11 protein-coding genes, 1 tRNA gene and 1 pseudogene are annotated in these 20,086 nt (G+C 69.7%); 3 read left to right on the forward strand and 10 right to left on the reverse strand.

All coding sequences use genetic code 11. The features are described 5' to 3' along the window. Nucleotides 1-68: 68 nt before the first annotated feature. Together EBN03_RS06795 and EBN03_RS35770 are read right to left on the reverse strand one after the other, a co-directional pair. Nucleotides 69-1,043, reverse strand: a complete 975-nt coding sequence (locus EBN03_RS06795; RefSeq protein WP_233608211.1) for an FHA domain-containing protein — start codon at nucleotides 1,041-1,043, stop codon at nucleotides 69-71. A gap of 207 nt (nucleotides 1,044-1,250) precedes the next feature. Beyond that, nucleotides 1,251-1,631, reverse strand: a pseudogene (locus tag EBN03_RS35770) (DUF3662 domain-containing protein); the annotation flags it as partial. A gap of 198 nt (nucleotides 1,632-1,829) precedes the next feature. On the opposite strand from EBN03_RS35770, the gene EBN03_RS06800 reads away from it, so the two are divergent. Then, nucleotides 1,830-1,912 (forward strand) — tRNA-Leu (locus EBN03_RS06800). An 87-nt stretch (nucleotides 1,913-1,999) separates the two neighbouring features. On the opposite strand, the gene EBN03_RS06805 is transcribed toward EBN03_RS06800, so the two are convergent. The 3 genes from EBN03_RS06805 to EBN03_RS06815 all read right to left on the reverse strand — a co-directional run bounded on the left by EBN03_RS06805 (nucleotide 2,000) and on the right by EBN03_RS06815 (nucleotide 6,931). Continuing rightward, nucleotides 2,000-4,333: an FdhF/YdeP family oxidoreductase gene (locus EBN03_RS06805; RefSeq protein WP_122187055.1), complete on the reverse strand. Its 2,334-nt coding sequence runs from the start codon at nucleotides 4,331-4,333 to the stop codon at nucleotides 2,000-2,002. Between the two features lie 133 nt (nucleotides 4,334-4,466). Continuing rightward, on the reverse strand, nucleotides 4,467-5,123 hold the full coding sequence (locus tag EBN03_RS06810; RefSeq protein WP_122187352.1) for a phosphate signaling complex PhoU family protein: 657 nt from the start codon (nucleotides 5,121-5,123) through the stop codon (nucleotides 4,467-4,469). A 797-nt stretch (nucleotides 5,124-5,920) separates the two neighbouring features. Further along, nucleotides 5,921-6,931: a stage II sporulation protein M gene (locus EBN03_RS06815; protein WP_122187056.1), complete on the reverse strand. Its 1,011-nt coding sequence runs from the start codon at nucleotides 6,929-6,931 to the stop codon at nucleotides 5,921-5,923. Nucleotides 6,932-6,997: 66 nt separating this feature from the next. Here EBN03_RS06815 and EBN03_RS06820 point away from each other — a divergent pair, with 66 nt between their 5' ends. Beyond that, on the forward strand, nucleotides 6,998-7,822 hold the full coding sequence (locus tag EBN03_RS06820; RefSeq protein ID WP_122187057.1) for an RDD family protein: 825 nt from the start codon (nucleotides 6,998-7,000) through the stop codon (nucleotides 7,820-7,822). A 193-nt stretch (nucleotides 7,823-8,015) separates the two neighbouring features. Here EBN03_RS06820 and EBN03_RS06825 read toward each other — a convergent pair whose 3' ends face one another. The 5 genes from EBN03_RS06825 to EBN03_RS06845 all read right to left on the reverse strand — a co-directional run bounded on the left by EBN03_RS06825 (nucleotide 8,016) and on the right by EBN03_RS06845 (nucleotide 14,326). Beyond that, the gene (locus EBN03_RS06825; RefSeq protein ID WP_233608213.1) at nucleotides 8,016-9,365 is read right to left on the reverse strand and encodes a DUF58 domain-containing protein; all 1,350 of its coding nucleotides are present in this window, start codon (nucleotides 9,363-9,365) and stop codon (nucleotides 8,016-8,018) included. 3 nt (nucleotides 9,366-9,368) lie between these two features. Next, a complete protein-coding gene (locus EBN03_RS06830; protein ID WP_122187058.1) occupies nucleotides 9,369-10,352 on the reverse strand; it encodes an AAA family ATPase in 984 nt (327 codons plus the stop codon). A gap of 10 nt (nucleotides 10,353-10,362) precedes the next feature. Beyond that, on the reverse strand, nucleotides 10,363-11,400 hold the full coding sequence (locus tag EBN03_RS06835) for a DUF4129 domain-containing protein (protein WP_122187059.1): 1,038 nt from the start codon (nucleotides 11,398-11,400) through the stop codon (nucleotides 10,363-10,365). Beyond that, the gene (locus EBN03_RS06840) at nucleotides 11,397-12,263 is read right to left on the reverse strand and encodes a hypothetical protein (protein ID WP_122187060.1); all 867 of its coding nucleotides are present in this window, start codon (nucleotides 12,261-12,263) and stop codon (nucleotides 11,397-11,399) included. Before EBN03_RS06840 ends, EBN03_RS06835 begins: the two co-directional genes overlap by 4 nt. A gap of 107 nt (nucleotides 12,264-12,370) precedes the next feature. Further along, entirely contained in the window at nucleotides 12,371-14,326 is a 1,956-nt protein-coding gene (locus tag EBN03_RS06845; RefSeq protein WP_122187061.1) for a DUF4407 domain-containing protein, read from the reverse strand. A gap of 1,018 nt (nucleotides 14,327-15,344) precedes the next feature. Between EBN03_RS06845 and gltB the strand changes: the two genes are divergently transcribed. Continuing rightward, nucleotides 15,345-20,012 carry a glutamate synthase large subunit gene (gltB, locus tag EBN03_RS06850; protein WP_122187062.1) on the forward strand — a complete coding sequence of 1,556 codons (4,668 nt, stop codon included), beginning with the start codon at nucleotides 15,345-15,347 and terminating at the stop codon, nucleotides 20,010-20,012. Nucleotides 20,013-20,086 lie beyond the last annotated feature (74 nt).

A 20,086-nucleotide genomic window follows, 5' to 3' on the forward strand; every position in this document is an offset into this window, starting at 1 on the left:
GCCGGTTGTCAGCACGGTGGGACGCAGGATTGGTGCGCCCCACCGTTGGCACCGGCGAGCTTACGGGATCAGACGATTCGGATCAGGATCTCGGAATGCCCAGCACGGATGACATCGCCGTCGGCGAGCTGCCAGTCCTGAACGGGCGATCCGTTGACGAGAGTGCCGTTCGTGGAACCCAAGTCGGAGAGCATGGCCACTTGGCCGTCCCAGCGAACCTCGATGTGGCGGCGGGAGACACCGGTGTCGGGCAGCCGGAAGTGCGCGTCCTGGCCGCGGCCGATGATGTTGCTGCCCTCGCGGAGCTGGTAGGTGCGGCCGCTGCCGTCGTCGAGCTGCAGGGTCGCCGAGTAGCCGGCGTTGGCCCGGCCCGGCTGGCCGTAGCCACCGGGCTGCTGGCCGTAGCCCTGCGGCTGGTCGTAACCGCCGCCCTGCGGCTGGTCGTAGCCACCCTGGTCGTAACCCGGCTGCTGGCCGTAACCCTGCGGACCGCCCTGGCCGTAGCCCTGGTCGTAGCCGCCGGGAGCCGGCGCGCCCGGCTGACCGTAGCCCTGGTCGTACCCCTGCTGCTGACCGTAGCCCTGGTCGTAACCCGGCTGCTGGCCGTAACCCGGCTGCTGGCCGTAGCCCTGCGGGCCGCCCTGGCCGTAGCCCTGGTCGTAGCCGCCGGGAGCCGGCGCGCCCGGCTGACCGTAGCCCTGGTCGTAAGCCTGCTGACCGCCCTGGCCGTAGCCCTGCTGGCCGTAGCCCTGGTCGTAACCCTGCTGGTCGTAGCCACCCTGCTGCTGGCCGTAGCCGCCGGGCTGCTGGCCGTAGCCCGGCTGGTCGTAGCCGCCCTGCTGGCCGTAGCCGTTCTGCTGGTATTCGCCGCCGCCGTACTGGCCGTCGGCGGCACCGTATTCGCCACCGCCGTACTGCTGCTGGCCGCCGTGGCCGTAGTCGTCGCGGTACTGGCCGGGGCGACCGGCCGGCGGCGCGTACCCGCGATTGCGTGCGTCCTCCGCGGGCTCACGGCTGGGGTCGTAGCCTGAGTTCTGCGTCATGGGGCCAGCTCCTGGTTGCGGGTTTTCAGGTCGGTATCGAGATTGTCCGGGGCGATCCGGTGGCATGGAGGTTCGTGTCGGACCCCGTGGTGTTCGAGGGCTCGGCCCTCCTGGGTTCCGTCGGCCCGCGTCCGGGTCGACCCGACCGCGCGTTCTGAACTGTCCGCTGTGCAGCGTAGGGGATGCCTCGAATTCCACGTGCACTTCGCCGTAGGTCTCCCAGCCTTGATCGCGGATGAAGTCCTGGAGATGCTTGGCGAATGCCCGAAGTGTGAGGTCGTGGTCGGCGTCGAGCTGCTCGAGATCCGCGGCGCTGACGGTGATGACATAGCTGTTGGGGGCGAGCAGATGTCCGCCCACGTCCTCGACCCGGTCGGTGGCTTCCCGCTGCAGTGCGGCCTCGACCTCGGCGGGGACGACACTGCCGCCGAAGACTCGCGCGAAGGCGTCACCGACCGCGCCCTGCAAGCGGCGCTCGAAGCGCGAAACGATGCCCATCCCGCACTCCTTTCGTTCGGCGCCGGTCGCTGCGGTAGCGGTTCGGTCGGTGGTGTGTAGCCGGCTCGTGACACGTCGGCTCCTCCCCATTGTCGGCCTGTTTCCGTGACGCGCCGACAAGGCGTGTCGTGGTCCGGGCCCGGTCCCTGCATGATATCCACGATTACCCACCCCTGTAACTCTTGGCGGGTCCAGCCGGTTCCCGAGCCCGGGCGTGGCGTCCGAACGGCCTGTGACCAGGCGATTTCTTTTTCTGCCGGTTGCCGTGCTAACTTTTTCGAGTCGCTCGGGCGAGTGGCGGAATGGCAGACGCGCTGGCTTCAGGTGCCAGTGTCCTTCGGGACGTGGGGGTTCAAGTCCCCCTTCGCCCACAAGATAGCGGGAGAGCCGCAGTTCCTCGATGGAGCTGCGGCTCTTCCTGTTTCGCGGGTGAGTGTGCTCCTGGTCACGCCGCGCCCCTATGCCGACGCCTCGATGCTCACCGGGATGTTCTTCATGAGCGGCTGGTCGCTCTGTGTGCTGGTGTCGCCGATCGCGATCAACACGTTCAGTTCCGGCATGTAGCCCTGGACGCAGCCGCGCGGGATCGGATACGGGATCAGCCGGTAACCGCGCACCGTCCGAGTGCTGCCGTCACGGGCATGACTGGTGACGTCGACGTGATCGCCCTGCTTCCAGCCGCGGTCGGCCATGTCGTCCGGGTTCATGAAGATCAGCGTGCGCAGGTTCTTCACGCCGCGATAGCGGTCGTTGTACGAGTAGACGGTGGTGTTCCACTGGTCGTGCGACCGCATCGTCGACAGCCGGTACCGGCCCGCGGGCAGGCGCAGGTCCGGTAGCGGCGCCGCGGAGAACTCGGCCTTGCCCGACGGAGTGAGGAACACCAGTTCCCGTGCGGGCTGGCGGATCCGGAATCCGAGCGGTAGCCGAACCCGCCGGTTGTAGTCCTCGAAACCGTCGATGACCTTGGCCATCACATCGCGGATCCGGTCGTAGTCGTCGATCCACTCCTGCCACGGTGTGGGCGAGTCGGGCAGGGCCGCCATCGCGATGCCGCCGATGATCGCGGTCTCCGACCGCAGGTCCGGTGCGGGCGGTGTCCGCATACCCTCCGAGCGGTGCACCATCGCCATCGAATCCTCGACCGTTGTCACCTGCAGGCCACTGCGCTGGAAGTCCTTCTCGGTGTGTCCGAGGGTGGGCAGGATCAGCGCCCGCTTGCCGTGCACCACATGGCTGCGGTTCAGCTTGGTGCTGATCTGGACGGTCAGTTCCGTGTTGCGCAGTGCCTCGAAGGTGTAGGCGGTGTCGGGAGCGGCGGCGGCGAAATTTCCCATGCCCACGAACACCTTGACCGCGCCGGCGTGCATCGCCCTGATGCTCTCGTTGACGTCGTAGCCGGGCGCGCGGGGCGGTTCGATCCCGGTCACCTGGCCGAGCCGGTCGAGGAATTCGGCGGTCGGGTTGTTGTCGATGCCGCAGGTGCGGTTGCCCTGCACATTGCTGTGCCCGCGGATCGGTGACGGGCCGGCGCCCTCGCGGCCCAGATTGCCGCGCAGGAGCAGCAGATTCACGATTTCGCGGATGGTGTCGACACTGTGTTCGACCTGGGTGATGCCCAGGCACCAGCTGATGATGGCGCGGTCGGCCTCGGTGTAGATCCGGGCCGCCTGCCGGATGACCGCCTCCTCGACCCCCGACTGCTCGACCAGTTCCGGCCACGGGGTGGCGCGCAGCAGCGCCGCGTACGCGTCGAAACCTTCGGTCCAGCGTTCGATGAACTCGTGGTCGAGGGCCTTGTCGTCGGTCTCGGACGTCTCGAGGACCGCCTTCGCGATTCCGCGCAGCAGCGCGAAGTCACCGGCGATCACCGGCTGGATGTTCAGGGTGCTGGTCGGCGTGGCATGGAACATGGCCATCTCGACGAACTCGTGCGGGATGATCGTGCTCTTCGCCCCGGCCTCGACGAACGGGTTGATGTGCACGATCTGCGCGCCGCGCCGGTGGGCGTCGGCCAGCGCGGTCAGCATTCGCGGTGCGTTGGACGCGGCGTTGACGCCCAGGATGAACAGCGCGTCGGTGACCGACCAGTCCTCCAGATCGCAGGTGCCCTTCCCGGTGCCCAGGGATGCCTGCAGCGCCCGGCCGCTGGCCTCGTGGCACATGTTCGAGCAGTCGGGCAGGTTGTTGGTGCCGAGCTCGCGGGCCAGCTGCTGATATAGGAAGGTGGGCTCGTTGGGCAGCCGTCCGGAGGTGTAGAAGGCGGCCTGGTTGGGGTCGTCGAGTTCGCGCAGCGCGCGGCCGACGAGTTCGAGGGCCTCCGGCCAGCCGATCGGCACGTACTTGTCGGTCGCGGGGTCGTAGACCATGGGTTCGGTGAGCCGGCCCTCGTGTTCGAGGTCGTAGCTGCTCCAGGTGGCCAGCTCGGACACCGTGTGGCGGTCGAAGAATTCGCGTTTCACCCGCCGGTGCGTCATCTCCCACGTGACGTGTTTGATGCCGTTCTCGCAGATGTCGAGGTGGGTGCCCTTGATCGAGTCGGGCCAGGCGCAGCCGGGGCAGTCGAAGCCGCCGTTCTCGTGGTTCATCTTCAGGATGGCCCGACTGCCGCTGACCGGCTCTTTCTCGCCGAGCACCATGAAGGCGCCGACCGATTTCGCGGCTCCCCAGCCGGCGGCCGGGTGCCGGTAGGGCCCGGTGAACTGGGGCGGCGCCACTTCGGCGCGCCGGCGGCTGGGGCCCTGGTCGGGGTTGTACGGGTCGAGCTCGTCACGAGGTTCGGTGGCCGTCATACCGCATCCCTTCGGTGGTTCGGCGACGCCTAGGGAACGTGGGCAACTCGAGCGGTGCGCTTCGCTGAGACTACTCCGGCCGAGGGGGGTCGCGGGGGTCCGGTTCGGGCGGCAGGCGTGTCGGGTGCGCAGGTCATTCGGGGTCGGCGGAGAGCGGGACGCCGGTGTGGAAGAACTGGATGAGCCGGCCGATCCGGATCAGGTGCGCGGTGCAGCGTTCCCAATGATGGGCCAGCAGCGCGAGATCCACCGCGGTGGCGCTGCCGTGCGGCCATTCGGCGGCGGTGACCGTGGACAGCAGCTGCTGGACCCGTTGCGGCACAGTGTCGTCGGCGCTGCCGGTGGCGGCGGGCGGAACCGGGTGCCGGTCGGTGATGGTGTGCCCGGCGGCGGTGGCCAGGGTGACGACGCTGCTGCCGATCGCGCCGAGGGTGGCGAGCAGGTCCGGTGGCGCAATGGGTTTCGGGTAGTGCCGCACCACGGTTTCGGCGATCCGGTCGGTGAGCCGGCCGATCTGGGAGAGGTCGTCGGCGATCTGGATGGCGCTCACCACGTGGCGCAGGTCGCGCGCGACGGGGGCTTCGAGTGCGAGCAGCAGGACGGCGCGGTTCTCGCAGGCGCCGTAGGCGAGCTGTAACTGCTCGCCGAGTGCGAATACCTCGTAGGCCACGGTGAGGTTGGCGTCGGCGACGGCCACCATCGCGAGTTCGGCGGCGTCGCGGGCGAGCTTCGCGAGCCGTGCGAGATCGTCGGTGAGCGCCGCGAGCTCGGATGAGAACTTCGTCCGCACGCGTTCATCTTTGTCGTTCGCGGCGATGATCGCAGCGCTTCCGTGCGGCAAGGATGCTGTCCGGATCCGTTGCGCACGAGCATGATCGGTGATCCGGCCAGGTTGCGGCCGAAAACGGCCGATCGACCACGGGTTACGCGGCCGGTCGCGGGGAGCGCGCGGCGGCTCGAGGCAGCTGGTGTGATGTTCGTCGCAGTACGGGCCCGGCGGGGGTGCCGGATCGTGGCGTCGCGGGAGCGGCTGCCGGGTTACCTGGTGCCGCGTTCGCCGGCGGGAAAATGGGTGGACATTCGCAGGCGGTGGTTTGTGGCATATGCCGGGTTCAGTAATTCGGTTCGAAACAAACTTCAAGTTTGTTAATCGGGTTATTTCCGGTCACAAGTAAAACTGTTGGGCCGCCTACCTCGGCGTTTCGTGGTCCGCGAGCTGAACCGGAAGGCGGAGTGCTGCGCGCCGGGGGTAGCGCATCGTTTCCATTCGGCGGCATTCCGGACCCGAATCCGGAGCGCAGTCCGATCGGTAGCGCGCGCTGCCGTCGATCGAAAGCTGCGAATTTGCGCGCTCGCGGTCGACGCCTATCCGAACTGGGTTACGGGAAGGCAACTTGCATGCGACTCGGGTCACAACGAGGGTTGCGTCGCGGTAACGATTGTGTACAGTTGGTGGCAACGCTGGCCGCAGCTGAGCTGGACTCGCTGCGGCCAGTGGCTCTCAAATTTCGGTCTCCCGCATCGGGATTCGCAGACCGGTACGCGGCCCGGGCGCACAGGCGCCGGGCGCGGTACGCCTTCGATTAGCTATCCGGCACTCCGAGTTGTCGCCGACTGTTCACTCTCGGCGCCTACAGTGCGCCCGGCATCGTCGTGCGCGCGAGCCGCCCGGCCGCCGAGCACGAAAACGTAGCCGAGAAAGGCCAGTTCGGCGAGCGCGCCGATCCCGATCCGAACAACGGTCGGCCAGCCGCTCGGCGTGACGAAGCCCTCGATCAGGCCCGACACCAGCAACACCCCGACCAGCCCCAGTGCGATCGTGGCCGTCGCCCGGCCCTGCCGGGCCAGCGCCCGCCCGCGGCTCTGCCGGCCCGGATCCACCAGCGTCCAGCCCAGTTTCAGGCCGGCGCCGCCCGCCACGAAGACCGCGGTCAGCTCCAGCATCCCGTGCGGCAGGATGAAACCGAAGAACGCGTCCAGCCGCCCCGCGTCGGCCATCAGCCCGGCGGAGACCCCGACGTTGAGCGCGTTCATGAACAGGACGGACACCGCGGGCAGCAACAGGATCCCCAGGAACAGCGCCAGCGCGGACACCCAGGCGTTGTTCGTCCACACGTGCGCGGCGAACGCGCCGTGCGGATGCTCGGAGTAGTAGGTCTCGAACGCGCCGCCCGGGCCGGTCAGATCGCCGTTGTCGTCGTGCAACCCGAGCAGATGGCGCGCGTCCGTCGAATTCGCCACCCAGACCGCGAGGCCGGTCGCGACGGTCAGGAAGGCCGCGCCCACACCGGCCCACCACCCGCGCGCCCGGTACAGCTCGGCCGGGAACCGCTCGGTCCAGAAGCGGCCCACCTCGCGCCAGGCGTCGATGCGGCCGCGCAGGATCCGCGCCCGCGCCCGCGCCAGCAGTGCGCTCAGGCCGCCGACCAGTTCCGGGTCCGGGGAATGCGATTGGAGCCGGGCCAGCTGCTGGGAGGCCCGCCGGTACAGCGTGACCAGCTCGTCGGCCTCGGCGCCGGACAGCCGGCCGCGGCCGCTCAGCTCCGCGAGCCGATCCCAGGACCGCCGCTGCGCGTAGGCGTATGCGTCGACGTCCATCGAATGGCCTCCCGTGCTGTCCGCGGGGCGCCGCGTCCCCCGATACAGGCTAATCTGTGAAAGGTCATGGCCGTCTTCACCACCGGCGAGGGAGTCGCCCTCGACCTGCCGATCGCGCGGATCCCGACCCGGGCCGCGGCGTTCCTGATCGACCTGCTCGTGCAGGCCGTGATCCTCAATGTGCTGACCGCCGGCCTGCTGTTGCTCGTGTTCCAGCTGCGTCCGGACGACGCCTGGGTGGCCACCGGGTTCCTGCTGATCTTCGTCGGTGTCCTGGCCGGATATCCGATCGCGTGCGAGACGCTGCTGCACGGGCGGACCCCCGGCAAGCTGGCCCTGGGGCTGCGGGTGGTGCGCGACGACGGCGGGCCGATCGATTTCCGGCACGCCCTGACCCGGGGGCTGGGCGGGACGATCGTCGACTTCTGGATGCTCGGCGGCTTCGGCGCGGTCGCGGTCGTCACCTCGGCCTGCTCGCCGCGCGGCCGCCGGGTGGGCGACATCCTGGCCGGAACCGTGGTGGTGCACAACGTATCCCGGGTCCCGTACCCGGCCCTGGCGGTGGCGCCGCCGTGGCTGGCGGCCTGGGCCCACCGGCTCGACCTGTCCGGCCTGACCGAGGACCTGGCCCTCCCGGTCCGCACCTATCTGACCCGCTTCCCGACCCTCACCCCGGAGGTCCGGCACAACCTGGGCCATGCCCTGGTGATCGCGGTGTGCGGGCGGCTCCGGGTGCCCGCACCCGCGGGCTACCCGCCGATGCACATCCTGGCGGCGGTGGTCGCCGAACGGCAGCGCCGCACCCTGGCGCCGGCGGTGCCGCCGGCGCGACAGCCGGTTACCTCGACAGCACCGCGGACGCAAGAAGCCGCCTGGGTCCTCCAGGCCTGAGATGCGAAGCCGAAGCGCGGGAACCGTTTCGGTGCACGAACGCATTCGGCAGCGGCGGGAGGTGAATGCCGCGAATCGGAGCACCGCACTGCGCTCGCAGCGGACCGCCCGACGTCGGGTGGGTGGACGTCACGCAGGGTGACGCCTGAGGGACCCGATCATGCGGTGGCGCAGAGGTCTTCAGTGCCACCCACTACATGCGGCCGGTGCGCTTGAGTTCGAGGTATTCGTCGGCGAGGGCTTCGGGGAGGCGGGCCGGGGCGGCGGCGATCACGGTTATCCCGTTGCGGCGCAGCTGTTCCTGCACCACTGCCTGTTCCGCGAGCGCGCGTTCGGCGGCGGCCGCGAGATAGATCTGCTCCAGGTCGTCCCGGCCTGCGGCGGCCGCGGCGATGTCCGGGTCGGTGATCGAGACCAGCAGGACCCGGTGGCGTTGGGCGAGGACCGGGAGCACCGGCATCAGGTTCTCCTCGACCATCGCCGGGTCCAGGCTGGTGAACCACACCACCAGGCTGCGTCGCCGGGTCTGGCGGACGGCGGTGCGGACCAGGCCGGGGGTGTCGGTGTCGAGCAGCGCGGGTACCACGCCGGCCAGGGCGTGCATCAGCTTGGGCTGCACCGCTTTTCCGCTCGTACCGCGCACCTCGGCCCGGACCTGCCGGTCGTAGGCGAGCAGGTCGACGGTATCGCCGGCCGCGGCGGCCACCCCGCCCAGCAGCAGCGCGGCCTCGATCGCCACCTCCAGCCGAGTGCCGTCCCCGACCCGCCCGGCCGCGACCCGGCCCGTGTCGAGCAGCATCAGTACGTGCCGGTTACGTTCCGGCCGCCAGGTCCGCACCAGCACGTCGTCGGCGCGCGCGGTGGCGCGCCAGTCGATGGTGCGCACGTCGTCGCCGGCCACATACTCACGGAAGGAATCGAATTCGGTGCCCTGGCCGCGCACGTTCGTCACGTTCCGGCCTTCCAGGTGGTGCAGCTGCCGGACCTTGGACGCGAGGATCCGTTCGCTGCGGAAGGCAGGCAGGGCGCGGACCCGGGCGGGAGCCTCCCGTCGAATTTGCCTGCCCGCCAAGCCGAGTGGGCCCAGCAGGCGCAGGGTCACCGGGCCCGCCACCCGGTCGCCGCGGTGGCGCGGGGTGAGGGTCACGGTGAAGCGTTGTTTGGTGCCGGGCGCGAGGCGCAGCCGGTGCTCGCGCGGCACCGGATCCGTGCTGTCGGGCCAGTCGTCCCAGAACCGGCCGCGCAGCGGCCGCGGACCCGAATTGGACACGGTCAGTTCGACTTCCGTGGACCGGCCCAAGCGCACCACGGTCAGTTCCGGGCGGGACAGTTCGAGCCCGCGCACCCGGCCCACCAGCGCGGCGTCGACGACGATCAGCACGGTCAGGACGCCGGTGACCGACACCACGCCGGCCCACGACGGCAGCAGCAGCGACACCACCGCGGCTCCCGCGATCGCGAGCGCGGCCAGCCGCCCGGTGAGAACCACTGTGCTGTACCGGCGGCGCGCGTCCGCCGCCCGGCCGGCACCCGATTCGGCCATGCGCTACACCGGAACCGGGACCGTGGCGAGCAGCGAGGCCAGCACCGATTCCGCCGTGACACCATCCAGCTCTGCCTCCGGGCGCAACTGCAATCGGTGCCGCAATGCCGTCACCGCAACGGTTTTCACGTCGTCCGGAGTGACGTAACCGCGGCCGTTCAGCCAGGCGAAGGCCCGCGCGGCGGCCAACAGCGCGGTCGCGCCGCGGGTCGAGGCACCGTGCGCGACCGCCGGGGACATGCGGGTGGCCCGGCACAGATCGACGATGTAGGCGAGCACCTCCGGGCTGACCGTCACCCCGGCGATCGCGGCCCGCGCCGTGGCCAGATGCTCGGCGCCGGCCACCGGCCGGAGACCTGCCGCGGCCAGATCGCGCGGGTCGAAACCGGTGGCATGCCGTTGCAGGATGCGGAATTCGTCGTCGCGCGCCGGCAGCAGGATGTCGACCTTGAACAGGAAGCGGTCCAACTGCGCCTCGGGCAGCGGATAGGTGCCCTCCTGCTCGATCGGGTTCTGGGTGGCGATCACCACGAACGGATCCGGCAGCGGCTGCGGTGTACCGGCGACCGAAACCTGGCGCTCCTCCATCGATTCCAGCAGTGCCGACTGGGTTTTCGGTGGGGTGCGGTTGATCTCGTCGGCCAACATGAGGTTGGTGAAGACCGGGCCCGGCCGGAAGGTGAACTCGGTGGTGTGCGGGTCGTAGATCTGCGATCCGGTGACGTCACCGGGCATCAGGTCGGGGGTGAACTGCACCCGGGTGTGCTCCAGGTCCAGCGCGGTGGCCAGCGCCCGGACCAGTAGCGTCTTCGCCACGCCCGGAACACCTTCCAGCAGCACGTGGCCGCGGCACAGCAGCGCCAGCACCAGGAAGGTGACGGCGTGGTCGTTGCCGACGACCGCCTTGCCGATCTCGGTGCGCAGCGCGCCGAGCGCCCGCAGCGCTTCCGCGGCTGCCGGGTTGTGGGTGGTCTCCACGGTCGTCATCCGATCTCCGTCATCCGATGGTCGATTCGATCCAGTCGAGCTGGGCGGCAACATATTCCAGGGCCTGATCGTCTGGCACCGGGCCGGTCAGCGCGGCGGCGACCACGGCCGGGTCGGTGCCCGACCGCTGGGCCGCCGCTGCGCAGATCTGTTGCGGCGGTGCGTCCGCGGGCAGGCCCAGGCGGGGCCGGATCCGGCGCAGGGTCGCCGCGCGCAATTGTCCTGCGGCATAGTCGCGGTCGCGGGAGCGCCGGTAGAGCCCGGCCTGGCCGGCCAGCACCTCGTTGGCGGCGACCTCCACCGGCCGGGGTTCGGGGACCAGTGCGCCGCGGCGCGGTGCCCGCCACCAGACGACCGCCGCGAACGCGATCAGCGCCTGGATCAGGCCGTACGCCAGCCAGTTCGGCATCCCGGACAGAATCGAGTCCTGCCCGCGGCCGAAGTCCGGCGGCGGTGGTTTCGACGGTTCGGGGATCTGCGGGGGCGGCGGCGGTGGTGGCGCCCCGAGGACCTTCACCAACACGATGCCGATCAGCACCAGCGCGAGGATCGCCCACAGCACGCCCCAGAGCCGCGGATCACGCAGCAGCTCGGGAAGTTCGAGGCCCGGCAGCCGCTTGCGGCGGGTGCGTTGCTTGCGCTGTTCGCCGGAACCGGCCGCCGTGGTGGCGTCGACGAGGTCGGCTTTCGGTGGCGGCGCGTTCGAATACCGGTCCGCCTGTTCGAGATAGCGGTACTCGTCGGCGGTGGCGGGCCGGCCGCCGTACACCACCTCGTCGAAACTGTGTGCTGCGGTGGGTAGTTCGATCGCGGCGGCCCGGTCGGCGGCGGCCGCGGCGGTCTCCCGCGCGGTGCGCGCGCGTTGCACCTCCAGCAGGCCGTTCTGTTCCAGACCGCGGACCACCGCGCGATAGCGCTCGCGCAGCGCGGTGTCGTAGTCGGCGCGTTGCGCCGCTTGTTCCGCGGCACTGCGATGTTCGCCGGCGGCACCCAGTTCCGGTGGCGGGGGAGTGGCGGGATGCGCGGTCTCCCAGCGGGGCTGATTCACCGGCGGGCCTCCGGAATCGTGATGTCCCAGGCTTCACGCCGGCAGCGCCGGTCGACGTATGCGACCACGCGCGTGGCGGATTCGATGGTTTCGGCGACCGCCACCGCGGTCAGCACGGCACACACGACGAGTACGGTCACGGTCCAGCGGTGCGTGCCCGTATAGCGGGAGAGGAAGAAGGGGATACCGGCCAACGGGACCGTGAGCACGACGGTGAGCACCCGCAGATACAGCCAGATCCCGGCCAGCCGCCAACCAGCGCCGCTCACCAGCAGTTTGGACCGGTCGCGGGCCTGCCCGAGCGGCAACTGCTCGGCGAAGAGCACCGGAACCGTCACGAACTGCTGCGCCCGCAACCAGCTCAGCCACACCGCCGACCCCACCAGCCCGACGAGGAACACCAGTGCGCCCAACACTGTGATCCCAACTCCGGTCAGGGTGAACAGACAGTGGAATCCGAGCAGCGGCCCGAACCGCGCGCCGAACGCTCCCAATGCCGCCTTCGCGGTGAGCGGCTGCTGCCGTACCCCGGCCAGGGCGACCGGCGTCACCACCCCGCGCACGACGGTCCGCAGCATCCACGCGAGTACCACCGTGACCAGCACCGCGACCCCCGCGAGCCGGCCGCCGGCCCCGCCGATCGCGTCCGCCACCGCGATGATCCCGAGGTCCACCGCCGCCGCCACGGCCAGCGCGCTCCCGACCAGTCCCGCGACCACCCGCAGCCGCCCCTGCAGCACCGCGAACGGCAGATCGAGCAACTCCCGCCCACTGAACGGCCGCAGCGGAACCCGCTCGGCCGCCTCGGTTCCGCTATCGGCCGAGCGCACCACCTCGCCCCCACCGGCGGCTGCTGACAACACGCGCCCGAGTGTATCCGCCACCGACGGTTCCGATCAGAGCCGGAAGGTCTCCACACCGCACCGGATCATCCCGCCCTCGGCAAGCGGCTGGAACGTGGTGTCGGCGATCAGGAGTGGTCGGTGCCCGGGGGGAGTTCGCGGGTGCCGCGGGATTCCAGTTCCGCGCGCTGTTGCGCGGTCAGGGAGTTGGGGTCGACGCCGGCCGGGAGTCCGTATCCGGCCTGGCCCGGGGTCAGTGCGGTGTAGCGGGGGTCCTGGTACTGGTAGCCGGGGTGGGGGATGCGGTCGGACGGTACGGAGTACGGGCCGGTGGGGGCTGTCGGCAGCTGGTACGGGTGCGGCTGGGTGGGGAAGGCCGGGGCGTATTGCTGCTGGGTCGGCTGGGGCTGTTCCACGCCGTCGACGGTGACCTTGCGGGTGCGGCGGAAGGTGAAGGTGACCTCCTCCGACTCCTCGAAGGCCTGCCGGATGGTGCGCAGCGGGCTGGTGGCGGTATCGATGGCACCCTCGATGGCGTTTGTCACGAAGTTCGGTACCAGCGGGCGGATCATGCGGGCGGCCGTGTCGGTGAAGGGGACCGTGCCGATGATCGGAAGTTCCAGGCCGCCACCGGATTTCGCCGCAGGCAGGACGTCCGGGTGGGCGGTGGCCGACAGCATCGGATAGGCCGGGACCGGTGTGCCCGCGGGCAGGCGGGCGGGCAGGTTCGAGGGATGGGTCACGATGTCCTCCTGGGACAGGGTGTCTGCGGGACTGCCCGACGGCAGTGCGGAATTGCCATGCGGCGGAAGTGTGTTCGGCCCTGGGCCGGGCAGAGTGCCGGTGGCGCTGTCGAATTCGTGCAGCGCGCGTGGTGCGGCGCCGGTGAGGCCGATCTCGAAGCCGCCGATGGCCGCCACGATCCGGGTGCGCTGCCGCTCCCGGTCGATCGCCTTGTCGGCGACGGCGGCCAGCCGGGCGGCATTCAATTCCTGTTCGACACGCAGGAATTCGGCTTCCTGACCGGCTTCGGCGCGCCGCACCGCGACCGCGGTCTCGGCGGCCCGGCCGGCGCGGTCGGCGGCCGTGTGGGCCGCGATCTCGCGATCCAGCGCGGTCTCCCCGCGCCAGCGGCGCAGCAGGAGCGGAAGCAGGGCGAGCAGTACACCGGCCACGAGGTCGGCGAGCCGCAGCAGCAGGCCGCCGGGGTGACCGGCGGTGTAGCTGTTCATGGCGAGCCAGCGGGCACCGGCGCCGCGGTCGGCGGATCCGACGGCGGCGGTCCGTGCCTGGTCGAGGGCGTCGCGCTTGTCGGCGACCCGCTGATCCGCGGCCGGGACCTGGCCCTGCACGGCGGCGAGCCGGTTGCGGGCGTCCTGCAGCATGGCGTCGTCGGTGGCGGTCTCCGGGCCGCGCCCGGGCACCCCGGTGATCTTGGTCTGCGGGCAGTCCGGCGTCGGGTGGTACTCGCAGCGTGCGGTCTGCAGCGCGTCGGCGATATCGGTCTGGGCCTTGTCGAGCTGCTGTTGCAGGCCGGCCCGGTCGCCGCGGGCCGCGTCGAGCTGGGACTGTGCGGCGACCACCGCCGGCGCCGAATCGGTCGCCCGGTGGGCTTGATCGTCGAGCACCCGGTCCACGGTGCCGCCCAGCAGCAGCACGGTCGCCAGCTCGGCCACCACGATGCCGGCCGCCGCGGCCGCGCCCGCGCGAGTCAGCAGGTCGGCGCGGGTGGCGCCGGAACCGGTCGTGGTGGCCCGGGCGCCGGCACCGGTGAGCAGGACGGCCAGCAGGGCCACGACGACATCGGCCGCGACGGGCCACCCGGCGGCCCGGCCGGTCAGCAGCACCACGGTCGCCGCGGCGAGCGCGAACACCGCCACGGCGGCACCCGAGATCGCGTAACTCGCCCGGTCGTGGCGGTTCACGACGGTTCCGGTGCCGCCGCCCAGCCACGTGAGGAGCCCGGTGCCGGTGAGCTGCGCGCGCTCGGTGACTCGCGGTTGCGCCCGATCGGTGCCGTGCGGTTCCGCGGCACCCGGCGGCGTCGCGCTGTCGCCGGCGTGCGGGACATCGGGGGTGGTCATCGGGAGCTCACATCCTCTGGGTCCCGGGTCGTTGTCCAGGCACGGCACTAGGGGTCGGAGGTTCGGGTGGACTCAGCGTGACAGGCAGACGGTCCGGTGAGCGACTGCGGCCAGGGTTCTGTGGGTAGGGTCACACTGATAGCGAGCAACTATTTCCGCACGTCGCGACGGTTGATCTTGGCCGGAGTCGGGCCTCGCGAACCGGCCGCGCGTACCGTCGGCGGGGTGGGAACGGGTGGCAGCGGCAGTGCCGCCGAAACTCACTGTGCGGCCCCGACGTCGGTGAACGATCCGGTGGAGTGCGAGCGCCATGCCCGGCCGAGGGCGCTGTGCGTAACGTCACAATGGCCTGAATTGCCGAAAGTGTGCTGAACTCCACAAAAGCAAAAAATGCCGTACGGTCGGAACATTGGCGCGGCACGTCGCGGGCGTGTCCGGGTTGTCGCGTTCGAGTGACGAGTGGGTTAGCCGTGCGTGGATCGGGTTTACCCGTGCCCGGCCCGGAAACTCTGCTTCGGTGCAGGTAGGAGCCATTGCGGCCCCGGCGGCGGGTGTCTGTGACTGTCTCGGGTGCGACGCGCCACGGTGGCGAAAGCGACTGCGGAGATGGTCCGATCCTGCCTTACACTGGACAACGCGCAGATAGGTAGAGGACCGATGACAAAGACCAGGTAGACGGATTATTTAGCCAACCCTCACTTGGTTGGGACCTGGTTGGCACTTATCGTTTGCTCTGAACGCCGGGCACATAATGCCCGGCTACCTCGCTCATTGCGGTCGCGGGCTCATGGCCTCAGGCTGACGAGCGAAACCGGAGCGCGGTGGCTGACGGATGCGCGCGCGTTCCGCTACCGCCGAGCACCCGGCGACGACCCGGAGCGGGTGAACAACTGGAGAGTTGACTGCACAGGACGGCCACCACCGCCGCTGGCACCCAACAGTCCTTGGGCAGTCTAGACGGAGGCATTCGACGAAGGCCGTATTTCTTCGAAGGCCTGATTTTTTTGAAGGCAGAGGCATGACGCAACTTCCTGGCCACCGGTCACCCGGGCCCATCGGTCTGTACGACCCGGCGAACGAACACGACGCCTGTGGCGTCGCGTTCGTCGTCGACATGCACGGCCGTCGCAGCCGCGACATCGTGGACAAGGCCATTACGGCGTTGCTCAACCTGGAGCACCGTGGCGCCGCGGGCGCCGAGCCCAACTCGGGCGACGGCGCCGGCATCATCATCCAGCTGCCGGACAAGTTCTTCCGTGGCATCCTCGCCGACGAGGGAGCCACCTTCGAGCTGCCGCCGCTCGGCTCCTACGCCTCCGGTATCGCGTTCCTGCCGCAGGCTCGCCGCGAGGCGGCCCGCGCCGCGTACAAGGTCGAGAAGATCGTCGCCGAAGAGGGCCTGGCGGTCCTCGGCTGGCGTGAGGTGCCGATCGACGAGAGCAGCCTGGGCGCGCTGGCGCGGGACGCCATGCCGACCTTCAAGCAGTTGTTCATCGCCTCGCCCAAGGGCGGCGCCGAGCAGCTCTCCGGCCTGGACCTCGAGCGTCGCGCCTACGTGATCCGCAAGCGCGTGGAGGCCGAGCTCGGCAAGCAGGGCGCCGGCGAGGGCACGGTCGGCCACGAGTCGGTCTACTTCCCGAGCCTGTCCGGTGAGACCTTCGTCTACAAGGGCATGTTCACCACCCCGCAGCTGCGCGCGTTCTACCTGGACCTGCAGGACGAGCGGGTCGAGTCGGCGCTGGGCATCGTGCACTCGCGCTTCTCCACCAACACCTTCCCGTCGTGGCCGCTGGCGCACCCCTTCCGGCGCGTCGCCCACAACGGTGAGATCAACACCGTCACCGGTAACGAGAACTGGATGCGCGCCCGCGAGGCGCTGCTGAAGTCCGACGTCTTCGGCAACGACGCCGACGGCAACAACCGCCTGGAGAAGATCTTCCCGGTCTGTACCCCCGGCGCCTCCGACACCGCCCGCTTCGACGAGGTGCTCGAGCTGCTGCACCTGGGCGGCCGCAGCCTGCCGCACGCGGTGCTGATGATGATCCCCGAGGCGTGGGAGCGCAACACCACCATGGACCCGGCGCGCCGGGCCTTCTACCGCTACCACTCCTTCCTCATGGAGCCGTGGGACGGCCCGGCCTCGGTGTGCTTCACCGACGGCACCGTGGTCGGCGCGGTCCTGGACCGCAACGGCCTGCGGCCCTCCCGCGTGTGGGTCACCGAGGACGGCCTGGTCGTCATGGCCTCCGAGGTCGGCGTGCTGGACATCGAGCCGTCGAAGGTTGTCCGCAAGGTCCGCCTGCAGCCGGGCAAGATGTTCCTGGTCGACACCTCCAAGGGCCGGATCATCGGCGACGACGAGATCAAGTCGGAGCTGGCCGCCGCGGCGCCCTACCAGCAGTGGCTGGACGAGGGCCCGGTCAAGCTGTCCGAGCTCCCCGACCGCCCGCACGTGCACATGTCGCACGACCGCGTGCTCATCCGGCAGCAGATCTTCGGCTACACCAACGAGGAACTGAACCTGCTGATCTCGCCGATGGCCGCCACCGGTGGTGAGGCGCTCGGCTCGATGGGTACCGACACCCCGATCGCGGTGCTGTCGTCGCGCTCGCGACTGCTGTTCGACTACTTCTCGCAGCTGTTCGCGCAGGTCACCAACCCGCCGCTGGACGCCATCCGCGAAGAGGTGGTCACCAGCCTGCGCAGCACCATCGGCCCCGAGTCCGACCTGCTGCACCCCGGCCCGGAATCGGCCCGGCACATCACGCTGACCCAGCCGATCCTGGACAACGACGAGCTGGCCAAGCTGGTTCACATCAACGACGACGGCTCCCGCCAGGAGCTGCGTTCGGTGGTCGTGCGCGGTCTTTACCCGGTCCGCAAGGGTGGCAAGGGCCTGCGCAAGGCGCTCAAGGCCATCAACGAGCAGGTGTCGGCCGCCATCGACGGTGGCGCCCGTATCATCGTGCTGTCCGACCGCGAGTCGAACGAGAAGCTGGCGCCGATCCCGTCGCTGCTGCTCACCTCGTCCGTGCACCACCACCTGGTCCGGGAGAAGACCCGCACCAAGGTCGGCTTGGTCGTGGAGGCCGGTGACGCCCGCGAGGTACACCACATGGCCCTGCTGATCGGTTTCGGTGCGGCCGCGATCAACCCGTACATGGCCTTCGAGTCGATCGAGGACATGCTCGAGCGTGGCGCGCTGAAGATCCCCGGCTCGACCGGCGACCACGAGGCCGACTTCGCCAAGGCCGTCGCCAACTACAACAAGGCGGCCGGCAAGGGTGTGCTGAAGGTGATGTCCAAGATGGGCATCTCCACCATCGCCTCCTACCGCGGCGCGCAGCTGTTCCAGGTCATCGGTCTCTCGCAGGACCTTCTGGACCAGTACTTCACCGGTCTGCGGTCCCCGCTGGACGGTATCGGCTTGGACGACATCGCCGACGAAGTCGCGGCCCGGCACCGGATCGCCTACCTGGAGAACCGCAACGAGCGCGCGCACCGCGAGCTAGAGGTCGGTGGCGAGTACCAGTGGCGGCGGGAGGGCGAGTACCACCTGTTCAACCCGGACACGGTGTTCAAGCTGCAGCACGCCACCCGGACCGGCCAGTACAAGGTCTTCAAGGAGTACACGAAGCTGGTCGACGACCAGTCGGAGCGCCTGGCGTCGCTGCGCGGTCTGTTCAAGTTCCGCACCGAGCACCGCAACCCGATCTCGATCGACGAGGTCGAGCCCGCGAGCGAGATCGTGAAGCGGTTCTCCACCGGCGCGATGAGCTACGGCTCGATTTCGGCCGAGGCGCACGAGACCCTCGCGATCGCGATGAACCGCCTGGGCGCGCGCTCCAACTCGGGTGAGGGCGGCGAGTCGCCGGTCCGCTTCGAGGTGGAGGAGAACGGTGACTGGCGCCGGTCGGCGATCAAGCAGGTCGCTTCGGGCCGGTTCGGTGTCACCGCGCACTACCTGACCAACTGCACCGACATCCAGATCAAGATGGCGCAGGGCGCCAAGCCGGGTGAGGGTGGCCAGCTGCCGGCGCACAAGGTCTACCCGTGGGTGGCCGAGGTGCGACACTCGACGCCGGGTGTCGGCCTGATCTCGCCGCCGCCGCACCACGACATCTACTCGATCGAGGACCTGGCGCAGCTGATCCACGACCTGAAGAACGCGAACCCGCAGGCGCGGATTCACGTGAAACTCGTCGCGGAGCCCGGCGTCGGTACCGTCGCCGCGGGTGTGTCCAAGGCGCACGCCGACGTGGTGCTGATCTCCGGCCACGACGGTGGTACCGGTGCCTCGCCGCTGACCTCGCTGAAGCACGCGGGTGGCCCCTGGGAGCTCGGTCTCGCCGAGACCCAGCAGACCCTGCTGCTCAACGGTCTGCGCGACCGGATCGTGGTCCAGGTCGACGGCCAGATGAAGACCGGCCGCGACGTGATGATCGCCGCGTTGCTCGGTGGCGAGGAGTACGGTTTCGCGACCGCGCCGCTGGTGGTCTCGGGCTGCGTCATGATGCGCGTCTGCCACCTCGACACCTGCCCGGTGGGTATCGCCACCCAGAACCCGGTGCTGCGGGATCGTTTCACCGGTAAGCCGGAGTTCGTCGAGAACTTCATGCTCTTCATCGCCGAGGAGGTCCGCGAGCTGCTGGCCTCGCTGGGTCTGCGCACGCTCGACGAGGCCATCGGCCGGGTCGACCTGCTCGACACCACGGCGGCCAAGGAGCACTGGAAGGCCTCGAAGCTGGACCTGTCGCCGATCCTCGACGACGTCGAGACCGCGTTCATGGCTCAGGACCGTCGCCGGACCAAGTCCCAGGACCACGGTCTGGACAAGGCGCTGGACAACCAGCTGATCGCGCAGGCGGCCGACGCGCTCGAGCGCGGCAAGCCGGTGAAGTTCGAAACCAAGATCACGAACGTGAACCGGACCGTCGGCACCATGCTGGGCCACGAGGTCACCAAACTCTACGGCGGCGCCGGCCTGCCCGACGACACCATCGACCTGACGTTCACCGGTTCCGCCGGTAACTCGTTCGGCGCGTTCGTCCCGGCCGGTATCACCCTGCGGGTCCACGGTGACGCGAACGACTACGTGGGCAAGGGCCTTTCGGGTGGTCACATCGTGATCCGCCCGTCGCTCAACGCGCCCGAGTCGTTCGTGGCCGAAGAGAACATCATCGCGGGCAACGTGATCCTGTTCGGTGCCACCAGCGGTGAGGCGTTCCTGCGCGGCATCGTCGGCGAGCGCTTCGCGGTCCGGAACTCGGGTGCCACCGCGGTGGTCGAGGGCGTGGGCGACCACGGCTGCGAGTACATGACCGGTGGCCGCGTGGTCATCCTCGGTGAGACCGGCCGCAACTTCGGTGCCGGTATGTCCGGTGGCGTGGCGTTCGTCTACGACCCGGAAGGCACGTTCGCGCAGCGGGTTTCGCCGGAGCAGGTCGACGCCGTCGAGCAGCTGTCCGGTGACGACTTCACCTGGCTGCACGACACCGTCACCCGCCACAAGGAGCAGACGGGTTCGGCTGTGGCCGAACGCATCCTGGCCGACTGGTCGCAGCAGGTGAACCACTTCGTGAAGGTCATGCCGCGCGAGTACAAGAAGGTCCTGCTGGCCATCTCCGAGGCCGAACGCGACGGCCGCAACGTGGAAGAGGCCATTATGGAGGCCGCGCGTGGGTAACCCGTCCCACGTCGCGACTGCCGTAATGGCGGTGCGACGCACCGAAATTGAAGGGTGCGCCGAGACGGCGCTGA

The organism is Nocardia stercoris, from assembly GCF_003696265.1.
Classification (GTDB): Bacteria; Actinomycetota; Actinomycetes; order Mycobacteriales; family Mycobacteriaceae; genus Nocardia; species Nocardia stercoris.